The following is a 20,197-nucleotide window of genomic DNA, read 5'->3' as shown; positions in this document are numbered from 1 at the left end:
ATGATAACATCTTCCAATCTTATCATATAAATTTCCCATGGTCAATTATTTACCGCCCGCAGAATATAGTATCCTTTATTTTTTGAAACAACTTCAACATTCCCGAACAGGCCCTGTATCTTATCCATTGCAGAAGGAGCGCCTTGCTTTTTTTGAATGACCACCCACAGCTCACCGCCCGGCAATAAAGCAGCAAGGGATTCCTCAAACATTTGATGGACGACTCGCTTTCCCGCTCTGATGGGAGGATTCGTAATAATTGCTGCAAACTGTTTATCTGTCAGGTTGGAGAAGCTGTCACTCTGAATAACGACTGTATTCGTCAATTTATTGTCAGAAGCATTCTTTTCGGCAAGCGCCAGTGCGCGCTCATTCACATCAGCCATAACAATTGTGCGGTTTTTAAAGTTTTCTGCCAAGGTGATTCCGATTGGGCCATAACCGCATCCAAGATCCAGCAGATCCCCGGAAATGCCCGGTTCTTGAAATTGCTCAATTAATAGCCTGGAACCGAAATCCACTTCGTTTTTGGAAAAAACACCTACATCACTTGTAAATGTATAGTCTTTCCCTCTTAAATGATATGTCCATGTTCTTGGTGAAGTTTTAGATTGAGGTTTATCGGAAAAGTAATGCTCAGACATATGGGCACCTACTTTGACATTGTATTTGGATTTCAGAAGAGATAGGAAAGCTCATCGCTCTCACCAAAATATATATAGTAAAACTTAATCATCTGATTAAGTTGTGTCATTATCGGAAATAGAATAATGCCGCATCCGCCCCGAAAAAACTTATTCCACATCATTGTGAGGTATAGCAAATTTTCGTTCCGGCATGCGGCGTTTTTTTTGCAAATCCCCATAAAGTAATCTTATCACCATATATTCCAGAGGATTTCGAGATAAAAAGCCCGCCGAAAATACGACGAGCTCCTATTATTTAAAAACTTAATTATTTAACTTCTACACCAGCGCCCGCTTCTTCAAGTTTAGCTTTAACTTCTTCAGCTTCTTCTTTAGCAACGCCTTCTTTAATTGCTTTTGGTGCATTGTCAACCATGTCTTTTGCGTCTTTAAGACCAAGACCAGTGATTTCACGAACCGCTTTAACAACTTTGATTTTAGATGCTCCAGCACTTGTAAGTACAACATCAAATTCAGTTTGTTCTGCTTCAGCAGCTCCGCCTGCAGCAGCACCAGCAGCAACTGGTGCAGCAGCAGTTACTCCAAATTCTTCTTCGATTGCTTTAACTAAGTCATTTAATTCTAATACAGACATTTCTTTGATCGCGCTAATCATTTCTTCGTTAGTCATGATATAATTCCTCCTAATAATTTTTGGGTTTTAATTGTATTTCGTGGCCACAAATTATGCGCCTTGTTCTTCTTTTTGTTCTGCAACAGCTTTTGTAACATAAGCAAAGTTACGGATAGGTGCTTGAAGTACGCTAAGCAGCATAGATACCATACCTTCGTAGTTCGGAAGATCGGCAAGCTCTTTAATTTGTTCAAGCGATGCAACCTTACCTTCAATCACTCCACCTTTGATTTCCAAAGCTTCATGTTCTTTCATGAAGTTATTCAGAATTCTTGCAGGAGCTACTACATCATCATTACTGAATGCAATAGCTGTTGGTCCTACCAACACCTCGTTAAGGTCATTTAATTCAACGGCCTCAACTGCACGGCGGGTCATTGTGTTTTTGTAAACTTTAAACTCAATCCCTGCGTCGCGAAGCTCTTTACGTAGTGCAGTTACTTCTGCTACATCAAGTCCACGGTAATCAACAACTACTGCAGTTTGACTCGCACGGAATTTTTCAGTGATTTCATCAACCACTTGTTTTTTCTTTTCAATTATTCCAGACATTGTTCCACCTCCTATAGATATTCACTATCATTACACCGTTCAAAAATCGAAAATTCGAGTAGACGAAGCAAAAGCTCCCATGCAGACATGGGAGCTTAATATAACAAACGGAAATCTTTCGGACATCTCATTTGTTTATAAACACCTCGGCAGGTTGATTAAGCGAATCCTCGCCCCTACTGTCTACGGTATAACGTATTCGTTTATATAACGGAGTTTAGCATAACAAAAGCTCAGAAAAAAGTCAATACCTAATTAACGGAAACTAGATACGTCAACTTTAATTCCAGGTCCCATTGTAGATGCGATCGAAACATTTTTCATGTAAACACCTTTAGAAGCTTGTGGTTTAACCTTCACAAGTTGTTCAGTAAGTGCAACAAAGTTTTCAACTAATTTTTCATCTTCAAATGAAATTTTGCCGATAGGAACATGGATATTTGCAGACTTGTCTACACGGTATTCCACTTTTCCTGCTTTAATATCTTTAACAGCTTTTTCAACTTCGAAAGTTACTGTTCCAGTTTTAGGGTTTGGCATAAGGCCTTTTGGTCCTAGTACACGACCAAGTTTACCAACTTCAGCCATCATGTCAGGAGTTGCAACGATTACGTCGAAATCAAACCAGCCTTTGTTGATTTTTTCGATGAATTCCGCTTCTCCTACGAAGTCTGCTCCAGCAGCTTCGGCTTCTTTTGCTTTCTCGCCTTTAGCGAATACCAACACACGTTGTGTTTTACCAGTTCCGTGCGGTAATACGAAAGCTCCGCGAATTTGCTGATCTGCTTTCTTAGGATCTACTCCAAGACGGAAAGCAGCTTCAACTGTTTCGTCAAAGTTAGCTTTAGCAGTTTGCTTAGCAAGTGCAACAGCTTCTTTTACTTCATAACTTTTTGTGCGATCAACAAGCTTTGCAGCTTCTTGAAACTTTTTACCTCTTTTTGCCATTTTATTTCCTCCTCTATTGTGGTTATAACGGTAATACCTCCCACTTATAAAAGCACCTGGCTTTTATAATGCATGCAATGAACCAGTAGCTGTCCAGGGCATTCACGAAAAAGGTTGCGAATGGTTACCCAGCCGCAACCTGTACCGTATTTGTTTTTTCGAAGCAACACATTCAAGCTGCAGCGGTCAGAAAGAATACTCTGTCCGGCCGCTTTCAGTTTTTTGTCATTAGTCTTCGATTGTAATTCCCATGCTGCGTGCAGTTCCTTCAACCATGCGCATCGCTGCTTCTACATCAGCGGCGTTTAAATCAGGCATTTTAGTTTCTGCTATTTCTTTTACTTTATCGCGTTTTACTGTTGCGACTTTATTCTTGTTCGGTTCACCAGAACCTGACTCGATACCTGCTGCTTTCTTCAAAAGAACAGCTGCCGGCGGAGTTTTAGTGATGAATGTAAATGAACGGTCTTCAAATACCGTAATTTCAACAGGGATAATTAAACCCGCTTGTTCTTGTGTACGAGCATTGAATTCTTTACAGAATCCCATGATGTTAACGCCTGCTTGACCTAGTGCCGGTCCTACTGGCGGTGCTGGATTTGCTTTACCAGCCGGGATTTGCAATTTAACTAATTTGATTACTTTTTTAGCCACGAGACACACCTCCTTAAAGTCCGTGATGTGGTAATAGGGTCCTGTTATTGTTTTGGATACCCTCCCACTCATATTTACAAATGCTCCTGTATTCAGGGCATGATTAACAAAAGAATTTTACCACGTATTAAATAATAATGCAAGTGTCCAAAAAAAAACAAAAGTACATGCGCCTTGATCAGCCCAGACAAGCTGGGCGTAAAAGTTAATTTGTTACCAATTTTTACATTCTATCTTATTCTATTAAGAAAGCTTTTCTACTTGTGAGAAATCCAATTCAACAGGTGTTTCTCTTCCGAACATATTTACATGAACTTTGACTTTCTGTTTATCGATGTCGATATGCTCTATCGTTCCTGTGAAATCAGTAAACGGACCATCGGCAACACGAACATTTTCCTTCATTTCAAAATCAACTTGAACTGTTGGAGCTGCTTCACCCATGCGTTTTAATACGACATCAATTTCTCCGGGCATTAACGGTGTCGGTTTGGCGCCATGGCCGCTAGAACCGACAAAACCAGTGACACCTGGGGTATTCCTTACTACATACCAGGAATCGTCTGTCATGATCATTTCTGTTAATACATATCCTGGAAATGATTTCTTTTTCGTAACTTTCTTTTTGCCCTCTTTTATTTCTGTTTCTTCATCTTCTGGAACAATCACTCGGAAGATTTTATCTTCCATACCCATTGTTTCCACTCTTTTTTCCAGATTCATTTTTACTTTGTTCTCATATCCGGAATACGTATGAACCACATACCAATTCTTCTCCATTTACTTCAGGACAATACCTTGTCCTTCCCTCCCTTGCAGAGATAATTATTTATAAGTCAACTCTATCTGGACAGCCATACCCAGCCTTTGCATAACCAAACCGGCATGCATCCTTTTAGATTAACGGTTTTTCTGCCAATATTAAAAAACCCGTTTTTTCTCCGGGTTTTATAAAAGGAATATCATTTTTTCAGTATAGCTATATTATAGCTTAATTATTCAAAAAATGCATTTAAAATCTGCGTTATCCCAAGATCTACAACGAAAAAGAACAGCGCTACAAAAACAACAGTCGAAATAACAATGATTGTATAATTTGTTAGTTCCTTACCTTTTGGCCAACTGACTTTTTTCATCTCTCTAGAGACGTTTTTCAGAAATTTAAACATGCTTGTACCCCCCGAACCTACCTAACTCTCATTTTCACCGAACATTCCAGGAGTTCCCCTAAAATGGTACTGCTTTATTTAGTCTCGCGATGCAATGTATGCTTTCCACATGTCTTGCAATATTTCTTTACTTCTAATCTTGTAGATTTTGTGGATACATTTTTGTTAGTTGAATAATTTCTGCTCGAACAAATTGCACACGATAAAGTTATTTTATTACTCATTACCTCACCCCACATGCAGGGTATTTTTACTCTTATAAATGTAGCATGGTTGCCATATTGTGTCAACGACCTGTCGAATTGTGGCATTTGCTAGAAATTCACACCATTGGCTTCCAGCAGTTGCTCCAGCTTCCTTTTCACACGCTGCAAAGCATTGTCAATCGATTTGACATGTCTGTTTAAACTGACGGAAATTTCCTGATAGGTTCTTCCATCCAGATATAAATGCAGCACTTTTTTCTCCAGATCGCTTAACAATTCAGATAATTTATATTCCATATTTCCGTAATCTTCCTGATTAATAAGCATTTCCTGTGGGTCAATTTCCTTTGAACCTCCGATTATATCAAGTAAGGTACGATCAGATTCCTCGTCATAGATTGGCTTGTCCAAAGAAACATAGGAATTAAGGGGAATATGTTTCTGTCTTGTGGCCGTTTTGATCGCGGTAATGATTTGACGTGTAACACATAGCTCGGCAAATGCTTTAAACGAAGAAAGCTTGTCCCCGTCATAGTCCCGAATAGCTTTATAGAGACCTATCATTCCTTCCTGAATAATATCCTCTTTATCTGCACCTACCAAAAAATAAGTTCGGGCTTTTGCCCTCACAAAGTTTATGTATTTATTTATCAAAGTATCCAAAGCGCGGCTATTCCCTTGACGAACCAGTTGCAGCAAATCGTTATCATCAAGTTCATCGATACGTATGTCGTCTGTTTCTATCTGCTCAACCTTCACCAAGATCGCCTCCCAACTACCCAGCAGTCGCTTTAGGGAATATTATACAGTAATAATTTCTTTGACGTCAACACGACATGATAAGCGATTACATGACGAAAAATGTAGAAAAAGCATAAAAGTCTGACTCTTATGCTATGTTTCTCCTCTTCTCATCTTCTCGAATTTCTCCAAAATTTCCTGGTCCAATTCAATTTTGGTCAGAGGCTGGTCTTTCTTGTGGATCTCAATGCTGGCCTTGATTTCGCGATCTATATCAGTCATTTCAATAAGCAGTTCCCGAGCGGATTTCCGCAGTGCTCCTTGTCCGAAAATCGTTCGTTGTTCGGCATAATCGGAAGTGGCCACATAAACTTGGGTTTTAATATTTTTTATTTTTTTTACAAGCTTCTCAATACACTCATCTGCCGTTTCTTTCTCTTTTGTAAAAATAACATCAACTTTATACTGATGCAGCTTGCTTGCAATACCTTTAACATAATAAGCATCAAAAACAACAATGACACGATGGCCAGAATATGCCTGGTATTCCGCCATTCGTTCAATTAGGCGGTCACGAGCCTGTCCAATGTCTTTTTCCTTCAGTCGCTGCAATTCTTCCCACGCACCAATGATATTGTATCCATCTACAACAAGAACAACCATTATGCCTCACCCAGCGGATACCTTTTTCGGTACACCTCGTACAATAGCAGACTGCAGGCCACCGAGGCGTTTAAGGAGGTTACCTTTCCTTTCATCGGGAGATTTACCGTCCAGTCGCACTTTTTGCGGACCAATCTGCTTATGCCCTTTCCTTCATTCCCGATAACCAGCGCTATCGGGAGGCTCCCATCAAGCTTACGGTAATCTTCCGTCGCTTCTGCCTCTGTGCCGACTACCCACACATTCCGTTCTTTCAGTTCATCAATGGTGTTTGCGATATTCGTCACTCTCGTTACCGGTATGTGCTCTATTGCACCCGCTGCCGTTTTGGCTACTGTAGCTGTCAGACCTACAGAGCGTCTTTTCGGTATAATAACTCCATGTGCACCCGTCGCATCGGCTGTACGTAAAATGGATCCCAAATTATGCGGGTCCTCCAGTTCATCCAAAATAATGAAAAATGGATCTTCTTCTCTTTCCTCGGCACGCTGGAACAAATCCTCAATGGATGCATATTGGTAGGAGGCAACATAGGCTATTATTCCCTGGTGATTCCCGGACTCCATCTGGTCCAGCTTGGATTTAGGCACTTTTTGCACAATTGTCCCCGCTTCTCTTGCCAGTTGATTTAATTTCCTTAACACATTTGGATTCAACTGTTCTGAGACCAATACCTTGTTAACCGAATGACCAGATTTTAAAGCCTCTATCACTGGGTTTTTGCCAATAATCATTTCCTGATCCATACTATTCACTCCTTTCTTCAACAAATTGAATGGCTGTTTCGATAAGTTCCTTCAGCCTCTCTTCATTTTTCAATAAATGATGATAACCGAGCAAAGCTTCGAATGCAGTACTGTAACGATACGTCTGTACACTGATATTCTTTGGGATTGTACCGGATTTGGCATTTCTTCCCCGGGCCACAATGCTCGCTTCTTCCTCACTCAGAAACCCTTCCTGATTCAGCCAATGGAGAATGACAGCCGCTTGAGATTTCCCGGATACAAAGCCTACTGCCTCACGATGCAGCTGATTAGGCTTAACCTTCCCTTTCCGAAGCAAGTACTCTCGCACATGGACCTCGTAAGTAGCATCACCCATATAGGCCAAGGCTAAGCTTTTCATCTGTTTTACATCCATTTTCATGGTTACCCTCTTTTCCAACGAACCCCTTGAGGTGTATCTTCCAAAATGATATTCTTTTCTTTCAATAAGTCCCTTATCTCATCCGCACGTGCAAAATCACGGGTTTTCCTTGCTTTATTTCTTTCTTCAATAAGTTCTTCAATCGTCTCATCCAAGAGCACGTCTGTTTCAGCCAAATCAATTCCGAGTACTTGAAGCAGCGACAGCATCGTTTTCTGGAAGTATTCAATAACTTTTGCAGATGTCTGTTTAGACTGGAGGTACACGTTTGCTTCTTTGGACAAGTCAAATAGTACAGAAATAGCATTTGCAGTATTAAAGTCGTCATCCATCTCAGTCTCAAAACGTTTTTTCATCTCATCGACTTTTGTTATCCAACTATCCGTATCATCGACCAGATTCATGCTTGACTGTTTACGGTGCTCCAGATTTTGGTAAGCTGTCTTGATTCGATCATAGCTGTTTTTTGCACTTTCAAGCAATTCCTCCGTGAAATTAATTGGATTCCGATAATGCACACTGAGCATAAAGAACCTCAGAACCTTAGGATCGTGGTTTGCGATCAGATCTCTTGTGAGCACAAAATTACCGAGAGATTTGGACATTTTTTCATTATTGATATTAATATACCCATTATGCATCCAATAGTTTGCAAACGTATGACCATTCATGGCTTCGGATTGGGCAATCTCATTTTCATGATGAGGAAATGCCAGATCCTGCCCTCCTGCATGAATATCGATTGTGTCACCAAGATATTTCTTTACCATTGCCGAGCACTCAATATGCCATCCAGGGCGTCCTTTCCCCCAAGGTGAATCCCATGAGATTTGTCCGTCTATCGCTTTTTTCCAAAGGGCAAAATCAAGCGGATCATCCTTTTTCTCGCCAATCTGAATTCTTGCACCGGAGCGAAGTTCATCAATGGACTGATGGGACAGCTTTCCATATCCTTCAAATGCTCGCGGCTTAAAGTAGACATCACCCTCGGCTTCATAGGCATATTCTTTCTGAATAAGCACATCAATAAAACGAATTATATCATCCATCGCTTCCATGACCCGTGGATTATGTGTAGCCTTCTTGACCCCCAGTGCCCCCACATCTTCCAAATAGGCCTGGATAAATTTGTCTGCGAGTTCAGGGACTTCTACTCCCAATTCGTTTGCCGTCTTGATAATCTTGTCGTCAACGTCGGTAAAATTCAATACATAATCAACATCAAAACCTTTATATTCAAAATATCTCCTTACCGTATCAAACACAATAGCAGGTCTTGCATTTCCTATATGAATATAGTTATAAACCGTCGGCCCACAGACATACATACTCACTTTACCTTCTTCAAGTGGTTTAAAATCTTCCTTATTTCTTGTCAGCGTATTATAAATTTTTATTGACATGGTATTCCTTGCTCCCTTCTCTCAACAAAGCGATTTCTGCTTTTAAAGAATCAATTTGCTCCTGTAAATGCTCACAACGGTCTAACACAGGGTCCGGGATTTTATGGTGATCAAGGTCTCTTCTTACCTTCTCCCCATCCTGTACAACGACTCTGCCAGGCACTCCAACAACTGTCGAATTGTCCGGTACATCCTTGAGCACGACAGATCCGCCACCGACCTTTGAATTCTCACCGATTGTAATCGCACCTAGAACTTTTGCCCCCGTAGAAATAAGTGCATTATCTTTAACCGTAGGATGCCGTTTCCCTTTTTCTTTTCCTGTGCCTCCAAGCGTAACCCCTTGGAATATCGTGACATTATTGCCGATTTCGCATGTTTCTCCCACGACAACTCCCATTCCATGATCAATAAACAGACGTCTTCCAATTTTTGCTCCTGGATGTATTTCTATGCCTGTAAAAAATCGGCTGATCTGAGATATTGCACGAGCAATAAAAAATAGCTTCCTTTTGAAAAACCAGTGTGCCATACGATGTGCCCACACCGCATGCAGTCCTGCGTAAGTTAACAATACTTCCAAATAGGTCCGGGCTGCAGGATCCTGTTCGAACACCACATCCATATCCTCTTTCATCGTTTTAAACATCCCCATTGAGTCGACCCCCATCACCTTATTTGTTAGAAAACTTGGCATATGAAAAAAATAAAAACGCCCCTGTGTACGATATACACAGAGACGCTAACATGCGCGGTTCCACTCTGTTTGAAGATCAAAAATCTCCCAACTTGAGCTCTCATAACGGAAGAGTACCGCTGTCATGTACTGTAATTTCCATAACAGACTCCAAGGGGCACTTCAAAACAGTTGCTTAAAATCACTCACAGCGTATGTGATTCTCTCTGAATAAGCAGCCCGTTTTTACTTTCCCTTTTCAACGTTCATATATTTAGTCCACCACTAAGCTTTATTTATACTATATTATACGTATGCCCAAATGTGAATCATTAAGCACCCAATTGTTTAAGAACTTTATCAAGTCTTGCAAGAATGACTTCTTTCCCTAACAGCTCAATGGCGAATGGAAGTTCAGGTCCATGCATTTGGCCGGTCGTAGCCACTCGAATCGGCATAAATAGCTTTTTGCCACGATGGCCTGTTTCTTTTTGGGTCGCTTTAAATTGGGCCTTGATGGAATCCTTCGAAAAGTCATCCAAATGAATCAGCTTATCCGTAAATACCTGAAGCACTTCCGGTACTTGCTCCCCATTCAGCACTTCCTTTGCATCATCATCATAGGAGATATGCTCATTGAAGAAAAGCTCTGTCAATTCAACGATTTCAGCACCATAACGCAATTGCTCGCGATAAAGACTGATTACATTTTCTGCCCAGGTTCTTTTTTCATCATCCATATCTTCCGGCAATTTCCCAGCTTCAACGAGATGCGGCATGGCAAGTTCAATCACTTTATCCAATTCAGCCGCTTTAATGTATTCATTGTTCATCCATTTCAACTTTTGCTGATCAAAGATAGCGGCAGATGTAGATAGGCGTTCCGGATCAAATATTTCAATCAGTTTTTCCTGAGAGAAAATTTCTTCCTCACCAACCGGAGACCAGCCCAATAGACTGATAAAGTTAAACATTGCTTCCGGCAAATAACCGAGGTTCCGGTATTGCTCAATAAATTGCAGAATATGCTCATCACGCTTGCTTAATTTTTTTCGTTCTTCATTAAGAATCAATGTCATGTGACCATATTTTGGTGCTGTCCAATTAAAAGCATCATAAACCATCATCTGTTTTGGTGTATTGGAAATATGCTCTTCACCGCGAAGAACATGTGAAATTTCCATCAGATGATCATCAATCGCCACCGCAAAGTTATACGTAGGAATCCCGTTCTTCTTCACAATTACCCAGTCACCGAAATCGCTTGATTCAAACGTAATTTCCCCACGGACAATATCCTGGAAGGTATATGTTTTATTTCCAGGTACACGGAAACGGATGCTCGGCTTACGACCTTCCGCTTCAAATGCTGCAATTTGTTCTTCCGTCAGATCACGATGGGCTCCTGAATATTTCGGAACTTGCCCATTCGCACGTTGTTCCTCACGCTCTGCTTCAAGCTCTTCTTCTGACATGTAGCATTTATAAGCAAGGTTTCTTTCAAGCAGCTCGTCCACATATTTATTGTAAATATCCAAGCGTTCTGTTTGACGATATGGACCATAATCTCCGCCAATATCAGCACCTTCATCCCATTCAAGACCAAGCCATTTCAGGAATTTCAGCTGACTTTCTTCGCCGCCTTCTACATTACGTTTTTCATCCGTATCTTCCGTACGTATAATAAATTTCCCGTCAAAATGCTTTGCATATAAATAATTAAATAAAGCTGTACGTGCATTACCAATGTGCAAGTGACCTGTTGGACTTGGCGCATATCGTACCCGGACTTCATTACTCATGATGTTGCCCCTCTCATTATTAAAAGATAATTCTTAGACAAAATAGATTACCGTTATATGAAAAAGTGATAACACAATACATGTTATCACTTTATTACATCCTCTATAAGTTATACCCTTTTTACAGTGCTTTTTCAAGTAATTTCGGTTTTGCAAAAATCATCCGTCCGGCAGATGTCTGCAATACACTCGTAATGATAACTTCAATGGTTTGACCAATATAATCGCGGCCCTCTTCAACAACGATCATAGTACCATCGTCCAAGTATGCTACGCCCTGATTATGCTCTTTCCCATCTTTGATCACCTGCACGACCAGTTCTTCTCCCGGCAGTACAACAGGCTTAACAGCATTTGCAAGATCATTGATGTTCAGTACGCTCACACCTTGAAGGTCACACACTTTATTCAGGTTAAAATCATTGGTTACAACAATCCCATTAATTACTTTAGCAAGCTTGATCAGTTTGCTGTCAACCTCAGATATTTCCTCAAAATCACCCTCATAGATTTCTACTTTTACAGGCAATTCCTTTTGAATACGATTCAGTACATCCAGACCACGGCGCCCTCGATTCCTTTTCAGTGTATCGGAAGAGTCAGCAATATGCTGTAATTCTCCAAGAACAAACTGCGGGATGATAATCGTTCCTTCAAGAAAATTAGTCTGACAAATATCTGCAATTCTGCCATCGATAATAACACTTGTATCCAAAATTTTTGCTTTAGGTATAAGCAGGTCCGCATCTTCACCCTCCAACGGGCGGCGTCGTTCCTTTTTGTTTGTTTTCATCAGGCCAACAAACTCCTCCCTGCGTCTGAACCCAACCTGGAAACCTAGATAACCAAGAACAATCGTAATAAATAATGGCAGAACCTGTGAAACAACTTGAATGTTTATATCCTGAAGGGGCATGTTGATAAAATATGCAATAACCAATCCAACAATCAAACCGATGCTACCGAAGAACAAATCCATTGCCGGAAGCTTAATAAGCGCGTCTTCAACCCATCTTAAAAAGTCCAAAATATAATCTGCCAGCCAGTATGAAAGGATAAAAAAGATAATTGCACCTATGATCATGCCTAAATACGGCGAACTAGCCCATCCGGAATCAGTGAAGTTCAATATCCTAATTAATTCCGGGACATACAAGTATCCAATGGTACCACCCAGGATAATAAAAAACAAATGCACAACTTTATTGAGCACTATCGACACCTCCTAACCTTTATTATTGCCTATATTATTAAAATGTAACCCTTAAAAAAAATGAAAAAAGACAATCATATTCAGAAAACTTGTTTGTCACCAAGCCTTTCGGTGACGGCCTTAGTTGAAATTATGCAGGTTGGCAAGTTTAAACTTTCCTACCCGCCAAGCAAATCATAGCACAGCACATAAAACGATTCAATTTCTAAAAATTCCCACATCAGCTGATTATTCCTATTTCCAGTGCTTCCTGAACGGTACTTACACCAATAACTTTAATGCCTTTTGGAAAAGTCCATCCTTCCAGATTGTTTTTTGGACAAATTACCCGCTTAAATCCAAGCTTGGCCGCTTCCTGTACACGCTGCTCAATACGGGAAACTCTTCTGATCTCACCGGTTAAACCAACTTCGCCTATAAAAATATCGTCGGGATTTGTAGGCTTGTCACGGTAACTGGATGCTATGCTGACAGAAAGGGCCAAATCAATGGCAGGCTCATCCAGCTTGACGCCTCCAGCAACTTTAATGTAAGCATCCTGATTCTGAAGCATAAGTCCAACCCGCTTCTCAAGCACTGCCATTAGTAACGGTACCCGATTATGGTCAATACCTGTAGCAGTTCTTCTTGGATTCCCAAAGCTGGTAGGTGAGATTAAGGCTTGGATTTCTACAAGGACTGGTCTTGTTCCTTCCATTGATGCGACAACGGTTGAACCCGCTGTTCCCTCAGAACGTTCTTCCAGAAATATTTCGGATGCATTCAGAACTTCTCTCAGACCCTCTTCCTTCATTTCAAAGATGCCCATTTCATTTGTACTTCCAAATCGGTTTTTGACTCCACGCAAAATACGATATGTATGGTGTCTTTCACCTTCGAAGTACAGAACGGCATCCACCATATGTTCCAATAGCCTTGGACCTGCAATGGCTCCTTCTTTTGTAACATGACCGACGATAAATATCGGGATTCCATTCGATTTTGCAATTTTCATCAGTTCAACCGTACATTCACGCACTTGGGAAACACTTCCCGGTGCACTTGTCACTTCTTCCTTAAAAATGGTTTGAATCGAGTCGATCACTACGAAAGACGGGCGAACTTCTTCAATTTGCTTTCCAATATCAAACAAATTCGTCTCAGATAGAACATACAGTAAGTCTGACTTAATGCCTAATCGGTCCGCGCGAAGCTTAGTCTGACGTGTCGATTCCTCACCGGATACATACAGTACGGGCAATTGTTTTTCTGCAAGCTGGGAAGATATTTGTAAGAGCAGGGTCGACTTACCAATACCAGGATCGCCGCCGATTAATACCAATGACCCGAGAACGATTCCTCCACCAAGAACACGATTAAACTCTTTCATGGCAGTAGTAATTCTTGGTTCCTTTTGTGATTCGATTGCCGTGATACTTTCCGGTTTACTTACCGATTGTGTTCCATTGGAAATAGAACTCCTGCCCCTTACAGTGGAGGCTTCGATTTCTTCAACCATCGTATTCCAGTTATTACAGCCAGGACATTTGCCCATCCATTTTGCTGATTCATATCCGCAATCCTGGCAGACATACTTTGTTTTTCTCTTAGCCAAATCATTATCCACTCCTACTTATTTTAAAACATTTTTAAGCCTGGCAGGTTACAGAATCCTATCAATTTATAAAATAATATTACATATTTATGCCACAACTCGATGGGTTTTGCTTTTGATATGCATCCTGTCATTTTAGAAAACTTGGTTGTCACCAAGCTATTCAGTGACAGCCTTAGTTGCACTTATACAGCCTGCAAGTTTATACTTTCCTATTTGCCAAGGAAAAGCTAGAAGACATTATCTCCTAGCTTCTTGAAGTTTCCTTACTATGGTTATCATTGGTTATAATGCTTGGCTGTCACCAAGCCTTTCGGTGACAGCCTTAGTTGCACTTATGCAGGTAGGAAAGTCTATACTTTTCTGCCTGCCGGGAAAAGAAAGGTCTCCTGAATGAAGTTCTTTTTAGGTGAGAACGGTAAAATCACCTTTATTGTTTAGCCCAATTTTAATCTTTTGGCCTTTGGCAATCGTTTCTTTGAGCAATTCTTCAGACAGCAAATCCTCTATATTCTTCTGGATTGACCTGCGCAATGGCCTTGCACCATACTCAGGGTCGAAACCTTCATTAGCAATTTTTTCAACAGCCTTATCCGTCAGGGTCAAATGGATATCCTGGCCTTTCAAACGACGTTGCAATTGTTCCAGCATAAGGGTGACAATATCCTTCATATGCTCCTTCTCCAGGGAATGGAATACAATTGTTTCATCAATCCGGTTCAGGAATTCAGGGCGGAATGCCTTTTTCAATTCGTCCATTACTTTGGATTTCATAGTTTCATGTTCCTGCTTTTCATCACCCATGTTAAACCCAACATACTTATTTCGTTTGAGTTCACTCGCTCCAACATTCGATGTCATGATGATGACCGTATTACGAAAATCGACCAGACGACCTTTTGAGTCAGTTAATCGTCCGTCTTCAAGTACTTGCAGTAAAATATTAAACACTTCCGGATGTGCCTTCTCGATTTCGTCAAGCAATACGACCGAATATGGTTTCCGACGAACTTTTTCCGTCAACTGTCCACCTTCTTCATATCCAACATAACCTGGAGGTGAACCAACCAGACGGGAAGTAGCATGTCGCTCCATATACTCAGACATGTCAATTCGTATCATTGCATCTTCATCAGCGAACATTACTTCTGCCAATGCACGGGCCAGCTCCGTTTTCCCTACACCTGTTGGTCCAAGGAAGATGAATGAACCAATTGGACGCTTCGGATCCTTTAAACCGGCACGTGCCCGGCGTATAGCTTTAGAAACAGCATCGACTGCCTCTGACTGGCCAATAAGACGGTTATGCAAAATTTCTTCCATATTTAACAGTCGTTCACTTTCGTCCTTTGTTAATTTGGATACCGGAACTCCAGTCCAGATGGAAACGACACTCGCGATATCTTCCACTGTCACTTCGGAATCTGTCTGACCTTGTTTTTCTTTCCATTCATCCTTCGTTTTCTCCAGTTCTTCACGGAAACGCTGTTCGGAGTCACGTAAAGACGCGGCCTTTTCGAATTCCTGGCTCTGTACTGCTGCATCCTTTTCCTTTCGAACTTCTTCAAGCTTCTGTTCCAGTTCTTTCAGATTAGGTGGAACCGTATAGGAGCGAAGCCTTACTTTGGAACCTGCTTCATCGATTAAATCAATGGCTTTGTCCGGTAAAAAGCGATCCGTTATATAACGATCGGAAAGTGTAGCTGCTGCTTCGATAGCCTCGTCAGTTATCGTTACACGGTGATGTGCTTCATAACGGTCACGAAGTCCATTTAAGATTTGGATAGTTTCATCCAATGTAGGCTCATCAACTTGGATCGGCTGGAATCTCCGTTCAAGTGCTGCATCTTTTTCAATGTACTTGCGATATTCATCCAATGTGGTTGCACCGATACATTGCAACTCACCTCGGGCAAGCGAAGGCTTTAATATATTAGAAGCATCGATAGCACCTTCTGCACCGCCAGCACCAATTAATGTATGGAGTTCATCAATAAATAGAATAATATTTCCTGCCTGACGAATTTCTTCCATTACTTTTTTCAGGCGATCCTCAAACTCACCGCGATATTTAGTACCAGCAACGACGGTTCCCATATCAAGGGTCATGACACGCTTATCCCTTAATGTCTCCGGGACTTCGTTATCAATAATCTGCTGTGCAAGCCCTTCAGCTACAGCAGTTTTACCAACACCAGGTTCCCCGATCAATACCGGATTGTTTTTCGTCCTGCGGCTTAATACTTGGATGACACGTTCAATTTCCTTGGCACGGCCAATAACTGGGTCAATCTTACCTTCCTTGGCACTGACAGTTAAGTCTCTAGCCAGCGAATCCAAGGTAGGTGTACTTGCATTTGACTGTTGTCCTGCACGACCCTGACGTCCTGCCTGAGATTCATTGCTTCCCAGCAACTGAAGAACCTGTTGTCTCGCTTTATTTAGGCTGACCCCCAGATTATTCAATACCCGGGCGGCAACACCTTCTCCTTCACGAATCAGACCAAGTAATATATGCTCTGTGCCTACGTAGGAATGACCAAGTTTCCTTGCTTCATCTTGAGATAGCTCAACCACTTTCTTTGCACGTGGTGTATAGTGTATCGATTGCATCGGCTGCTTTCCCACACCGATTAGTTTTTCAACTTCTTCCTGAATCTTTGATACCTCTAGACCAAGGGACTGCAAAGCCTTCGCGGCAATACCCTCTCCTTCTCGGACCAGACCTAACAAAATATGCTCTGTACCAATATTATTGTGGCCGAGCCTTACTGCTTCTTCCTGTGATAAAGCCAATACTTTCTGTGCTCTTTCTGTAAATCGTCCAAACATCATCTGGATTTCCCTCCTATTTTTCCAATTTTAATCGCTCGCGAATGAGTGTTGCACGCAGTACGTCACGTTCACCCGCTTTCAAAGTTCTATTTGCATATTGTTGAAGAAAACCCGGTTGTGTAAGAACCATTAACTCATTTAAGATATTTCCTGATGTATTTTTTATAATACCTAAATCTATCCCCATACGCACGTCAGAAATGCACTTTGATGCTTCCTTTGAATCAATGATACGGCTGTGTTGAAGCACACCATATGAACGGAATACACGGTCCTCAAGCTTTGTTCCTGATTGTTCTATTATATGATTACGTGCGGTTCTTTCATGATCAATTAACTGATTCACTACACTTTCAAGATCTTCAATAATGTCAGCCTCGGACTTTCCAAGTGTGATCTGGTTGGAGATTTGAAAAATATTGCCTAGTGCCTCGCTGCCTTCCCCATAGATTCCTCTCACAACGAGGCCGAGCTGACTGATCGCCGGAATCATTCGGTTAATTTGATTCGTCATCGCCAAAGCAGGGAGATGCATCATGACAGAAGCCCGCATCCCGGTACCGACATTTGTCGGGCAGCTCGTCAAATAACCTTTCGTTTCATCAAATGCATAATTGACTTTTTGTTCCAGCCAATCATCAAAATGGAATGAGTGCTCTAATGCTTTTCTTAACTGCAGACCCGGAAAGTAGAGTTGAATCCGAATATGGTCTTCTTCATTAATCATCACTGACACCTGCTCGTTTTTTGAGATCAGTGCCGCACCCTGTTGTGCATGTTTTGCCAAATGCGGGCTGATAAGGTGTTTTTCAACCAAAACAGTTTTTTCTACAGGTGTTAAATCCCTTATGGACACAAATTCCAGATCCTCATAGGATTGAAATGATTGATGTGCATATTCTTTTTCAAAGAAGCTTCGGATTTCTTCCAACGTATCCTGTTCAGCAAGAATTGGATATGAAACATTGGCAAAGTTTCTTGCCAATCGGATCCTGCTGCTCATAACAATATCTTTATCCGGCCCATCTTCAAGCATCCATGGACTGATCGCTTCGTCAATAAAATTCTCCAAGGTCATATTTCATCACCTGCTTCCGGCTCTCTATGCCCTTTTTCCAATGCCTTGATTTTGTCCCTGACTTTTGCTGCCTCTTCAAAAGCTTCGGATTCAATCAGGTTTTTAAGTTCCTCTTTATAGCTTTTTAATTGCCTTTTCACATGTAAATCACTGCCTGCACGTTTTGGTATTTTACCAAAATGCTTTGTATTGCCTGCATGTACTCTGCGGAAAATCGGTTCTAACCTGGAAGCAAAAGATTCATAACAATGGGCACACCCAAATTTACCTACTTTTTTAAACTCTGAAAAGGTCATTCCACATGAAGAACATTGCAGGTCTTTTACTTGCTTTAACTGTTTTCCGCTCGGATTGGACATTTTCAGGTTATCGAAATTGAACAGTCCGGTGAGTAAATCATGTAGTGAGTATCCTTCTTCAGGGTATGACATATACCCTTTTTTCTTGGCGCAATCCTCACACATGCTTACTGCTGTTTCTTCCCCATTGATAATCTGTTTAAAATGCAGTGTAGCAGGTCTTTCGTGACATTCCTGACATTCCAAAGTTATTCCCCCTTTACCTTTGCAAATGAAGATGGACTTTATTATTCACTTAAATACTTCAGTGTCGAAAGCATTGCGGAAAGAACTCTCGCCCGGACTTCATCCCGCAGCGGCAATTGAAAGGCCAATGTGGTACGATCTATTGCACTTAGCATGATCTTTGCTTCGCGCTTCGTGATTATTCCCTCTTCCAATAGTCGCTCAAGTACATCGACCGAAGAGCGCTGTGTAACCGATAGCCCAATCAATTGTATAATTTCATCAATAAGTTCTGATTTATCCTGGTGCTTCACCCGCATGATTCGGATATATCCACCACCACCACGTTTACTCTCTACTATATACCCTTTTTCAACAGTAAAACGCGTATTAATTACATAATTTATTTGGGACGGGACACACTGAAACTGATCGGCAATCTCGCTGCGTTTAATTTCTATAGTGTTTTGCCCCTTTGATTGGAGAACATTTTTTAAGTATTGTTCAATTATATCCGAAATATTGCTCATTTTCCCTGCACCTCTTATCCGTATGAGTTATCTCAGCTTGTAGTATCTTTTGACTTTGACTATCTTTGACTTTACTTTTATTATACGCAAAAAATAATGAGATGCAAACATCTTACTTTATATATTTTAGACAAATTTAATGAAATCAAAACAAAAAACCTTACATCAGTCATTCATGTAAGGTTTAAGACAGTTTAACTATTTAACTTGGAGATATGTTTGACAAGGTTATTTCGTGATAATTCTCCAAATAATTCAACCAGATTTTGATTCTCTTTTACGTCTGTCTTTATATAAATTTTTCTTAGATTGCTTTCCACTCTGAATATCTCCACGTTTTTAACAGATAAATTATATTTCTCAATAATCTCTACTGCTTGATAAATTTTAAAGTTCTCTTCAACAACCATCTCTATAAAATTACTGGATTTGGACTTAGGAAATAAATTTTCAATTCGATTAAGAAAGATAAGACTAATTAAAATTAGTAAGGTTGTTACAATTGCTACACTGTACATACCTACTCCTACAACCAAACCGATACCTGCCACAGCCCAAATCGAAGCTGCAGTAGTTAGACCACGGACCGTTCCACCATAAACAATTATAGTACCAGCCCCAAGAAACCCTATACCACTGATTACATAAGAAGGAATTCGGGCAGGATCGAATCGGACATTATCATATGCCTCGATAAAAGCAGTAAAGCCAAATAAGGACAATACCATCATTAAACTCGAGCCTACACCTACGAGAATATGGGTTCGAAAACCTGCCGAGTGATTATTCACTTCTCTCTCAAAACCAATTAACCCGGATAAAACCAGGGCAACAAATAGTCGGATTACTATTAAACTAAAGTTGTCTCCAAATAGTTGATCGATATAATAGCTCAATTTCTTCATCCCCCACCTAAAATCTATCTAATAAAACTACCCTTTCACATAATAATTAACACATCATCTCTTATTTAGAATATGACTCTCTTGTGTTGAATAGAATCCTCTTCATCATTATCATTTTTATGATGTAATACAAAAAAAGAGTTAAGATACATTAGCTGTAGCTTAACTCTTTTTAATTAGCCTGGCGGCGTCCTACTCTTGCAGGGGCAAAGCCCCAACTACCATCGGCGCTGAA

At 40.7% G+C, this 20,197-nt stretch carries 22 protein-coding genes and 2 other annotated features; all 22 genes read right to left on the bottom strand.

Going from position 1 to position 20,197, the window contains the following annotated elements; translation table 11 throughout:
* Positions 1 to 41: 41 nt before the first annotated feature.
* Entirely contained in the window at positions 42 to 644 is a 603-nt protein-coding gene (locus A4245_RS14615) for a class I SAM-dependent methyltransferase (RefSeq protein WP_067729203.1), read from the bottom strand.
* A 310-nt stretch (positions 645 to 954) separates the two neighbouring features.
* Positions 955 to 1,317 (bottom strand): 50S ribosomal protein L7/L12, encoded by a 363-nt coding sequence (rplL, locus tag A4245_RS14610; protein WP_067729201.1) that lies wholly within the window; start codon positions 1,315 to 1,317, stop codon positions 955 to 957.
* A gap of 54 nt (positions 1,318 to 1,371) precedes the next feature.
* Positions 1,372 to 1,872: a 50S ribosomal protein L10 gene (rplJ, locus tag A4245_RS14605; RefSeq protein ID WP_067729199.1), complete on the bottom strand. Its 501-nt coding sequence runs from the start codon at positions 1,870 to 1,872 to the stop codon at positions 1,372 to 1,374.
* A gap of 58 nt (positions 1,873 to 1,930) precedes the next feature.
* Positions 1,931 to 2,079 (bottom strand) — a sequence feature (ribosomal protein L10 leader region).
* A gap of 48 nt (positions 2,080 to 2,127) precedes the next feature.
* The gene (gene rplA, locus A4245_RS14600) at positions 2,128 to 2,820 is read right to left on the bottom strand and encodes a 50S ribosomal protein L1 (protein ID WP_067729197.1); all 693 of its coding nucleotides are present in this window, start codon (positions 2,818 to 2,820) and stop codon (positions 2,128 to 2,130) included.
* 228 nt (positions 2,821 to 3,048) lie between these two features.
* Positions 3,049 to 3,474: a 50S ribosomal protein L11 gene (gene rplK / locus A4245_RS14595; protein WP_067729195.1), complete on the bottom strand. Its 426-nt coding sequence runs from the start codon at positions 3,472 to 3,474 to the stop codon at positions 3,049 to 3,051.
* Between the two features lie 243 nt (positions 3,475 to 3,717).
* Complete coding sequence (gene nusG, locus A4245_RS14590; protein ID WP_067729193.1) at positions 3,718 to 4,254, bottom strand: transcription termination/antitermination protein NusG; 537 nt, start codon at positions 4,252 to 4,254, stop codon at positions 3,718 to 3,720.
* Positions 4,255 to 4,469: 215 nt separating this feature from the next.
* Positions 4,470 to 4,643: a preprotein translocase subunit SecE gene (gene secE / locus A4245_RS14585; RefSeq protein ID WP_067729191.1), complete on the bottom strand. Its 174-nt coding sequence runs from the start codon at positions 4,641 to 4,643 to the stop codon at positions 4,470 to 4,472.
* Positions 4,644 to 4,717: 74 nt separating this feature from the next.
* Positions 4,718 to 4,867: a 50S ribosomal protein L33 gene (gene rpmG, locus A4245_RS19780; protein ID WP_084268826.1), complete on the bottom strand. Its 150-nt coding sequence runs from the start codon at positions 4,865 to 4,867 to the stop codon at positions 4,718 to 4,720.
* A gap of 90 nt (positions 4,868 to 4,957) precedes the next feature.
* A complete protein-coding gene (gene sigH, locus A4245_RS14580; protein ID WP_407668392.1) occupies positions 4,958 to 5,593 on the bottom strand; it encodes an RNA polymerase sporulation sigma factor SigH in 636 nt (211 codons plus the stop codon).
* Between the two features lie 150 nt (positions 5,594 to 5,743).
* The gene (locus tag A4245_RS14575) at positions 5,744 to 6,253 is read right to left on the bottom strand and encodes an NYN domain-containing protein (protein WP_067729187.1); all 510 of its coding nucleotides are present in this window, start codon (positions 6,251 to 6,253) and stop codon (positions 5,744 to 5,746) included.
* Positions 6,253 to 6,999, bottom strand: a complete 747-nt coding sequence (gene rlmB / locus A4245_RS14570) for a 23S rRNA (guanosine(2251)-2'-O)-methyltransferase RlmB (RefSeq protein WP_067729185.1) — start codon at positions 6,997 to 6,999, stop codon at positions 6,253 to 6,255. The genes A4245_RS14575 and rlmB overlap by 1 nt, the downstream gene beginning before the upstream one ends.
* A 1-nt stretch (position 7,000) precedes the next feature.
* A complete protein-coding gene (locus tag A4245_RS14565; RefSeq protein WP_067729183.1) occupies positions 7,001 to 7,402 on the bottom strand; it encodes a Mini-ribonuclease 3 in 402 nt (133 codons plus the stop codon).
* Between the two features lie 2 nt (positions 7,403 to 7,404).
* A complete protein-coding gene (gene cysS / locus A4245_RS14560; protein WP_067729181.1) occupies positions 7,405 to 8,805 on the bottom strand; it encodes a cysteine--tRNA ligase in 1,401 nt (466 codons plus the stop codon).
* Positions 8,786 to 9,460, bottom strand: coding sequence for a serine O-acetyltransferase (gene cysE, locus A4245_RS14555; RefSeq protein ID WP_234402423.1), 675 nt, complete (start codon positions 9,458 to 9,460; stop codon positions 8,786 to 8,788). Before cysE ends, cysS begins: the two co-directional genes overlap by 20 nt.
* 77 nt (positions 9,461 to 9,537) lie before the next feature.
* Positions 9,538 to 9,753 (bottom strand) — a binding site (T-box leader).
* Between the two features lie 60 nt (positions 9,754 to 9,813).
* On the bottom strand, positions 9,814 to 11,283 hold the full coding sequence (gene gltX, locus A4245_RS14550) for a glutamate--tRNA ligase (protein WP_067729179.1): 1,470 nt from the start codon (positions 11,281 to 11,283) through the stop codon (positions 9,814 to 9,816).
* A 121-nt stretch (positions 11,284 to 11,404) separates the two neighbouring features.
* Entirely contained in the window at positions 11,405 to 12,496 is a 1,092-nt protein-coding gene (locus A4245_RS14545; protein WP_067729177.1) for a PIN/TRAM domain-containing protein, read from the bottom strand.
* A gap of 220 nt (positions 12,497 to 12,716) precedes the next feature.
* Positions 12,717 to 14,090, bottom strand: coding sequence for a DNA repair protein RadA (gene radA / locus A4245_RS14540; protein WP_067729175.1), 1,374 nt, complete (start codon positions 14,088 to 14,090; stop codon positions 12,717 to 12,719).
* 405 nt (positions 14,091 to 14,495) lie between these two features.
* Complete coding sequence (gene clpC, locus A4245_RS14535) at positions 14,496 to 16,925, bottom strand: ATP-dependent protease ATP-binding subunit ClpC (protein WP_067729174.1); 2,430 nt, start codon at positions 16,923 to 16,925, stop codon at positions 14,496 to 14,498.
* A 13-nt stretch (positions 16,926 to 16,938) separates the two neighbouring features.
* A complete protein-coding gene (locus A4245_RS14530; RefSeq protein ID WP_067729172.1) occupies positions 16,939 to 18,003 on the bottom strand; it encodes a protein-arginine kinase McsB in 1,065 nt (354 codons plus the stop codon).
* Positions 18,000 to 18,548 carry a protein-arginine kinase activator protein McsA gene (locus tag A4245_RS14525; protein WP_067729170.1) on the bottom strand — a complete coding sequence of 183 codons (549 nt, stop codon included), beginning with the start codon at positions 18,546 to 18,548 and terminating at the stop codon, positions 18,000 to 18,002. Before A4245_RS14525 ends, A4245_RS14530 begins: the two co-directional genes overlap by 4 nt.
* Before the next feature lie 41 nt (positions 18,549 to 18,589).
* Positions 18,590 to 19,057, bottom strand: a complete 468-nt coding sequence (locus A4245_RS14520; RefSeq protein ID WP_067729168.1) for a CtsR family transcriptional regulator — start codon at positions 19,055 to 19,057, stop codon at positions 18,590 to 18,592.
* A gap of 194 nt (positions 19,058 to 19,251) precedes the next feature.
* Positions 19,252 to 19,953, bottom strand: coding sequence for an MgtC/SapB family protein (locus tag A4245_RS14515; RefSeq protein WP_067729166.1), 702 nt, complete (start codon positions 19,951 to 19,953; stop codon positions 19,252 to 19,254).
* Positions 19,954 to 20,197 lie beyond the last annotated feature (244 nt).

The sequence above is a fragment of the Oceanobacillus damuensis genome (genome assembly GCF_001618145.1).
GTDB classification, from domain to species: Bacteria; Bacillota; Bacilli; order Bacillales; family Amphibacillaceae; genus Oceanobacillus; species Oceanobacillus damuensis.
This window is presented reverse-complemented; position numbering and strand designations above follow the sequence as displayed.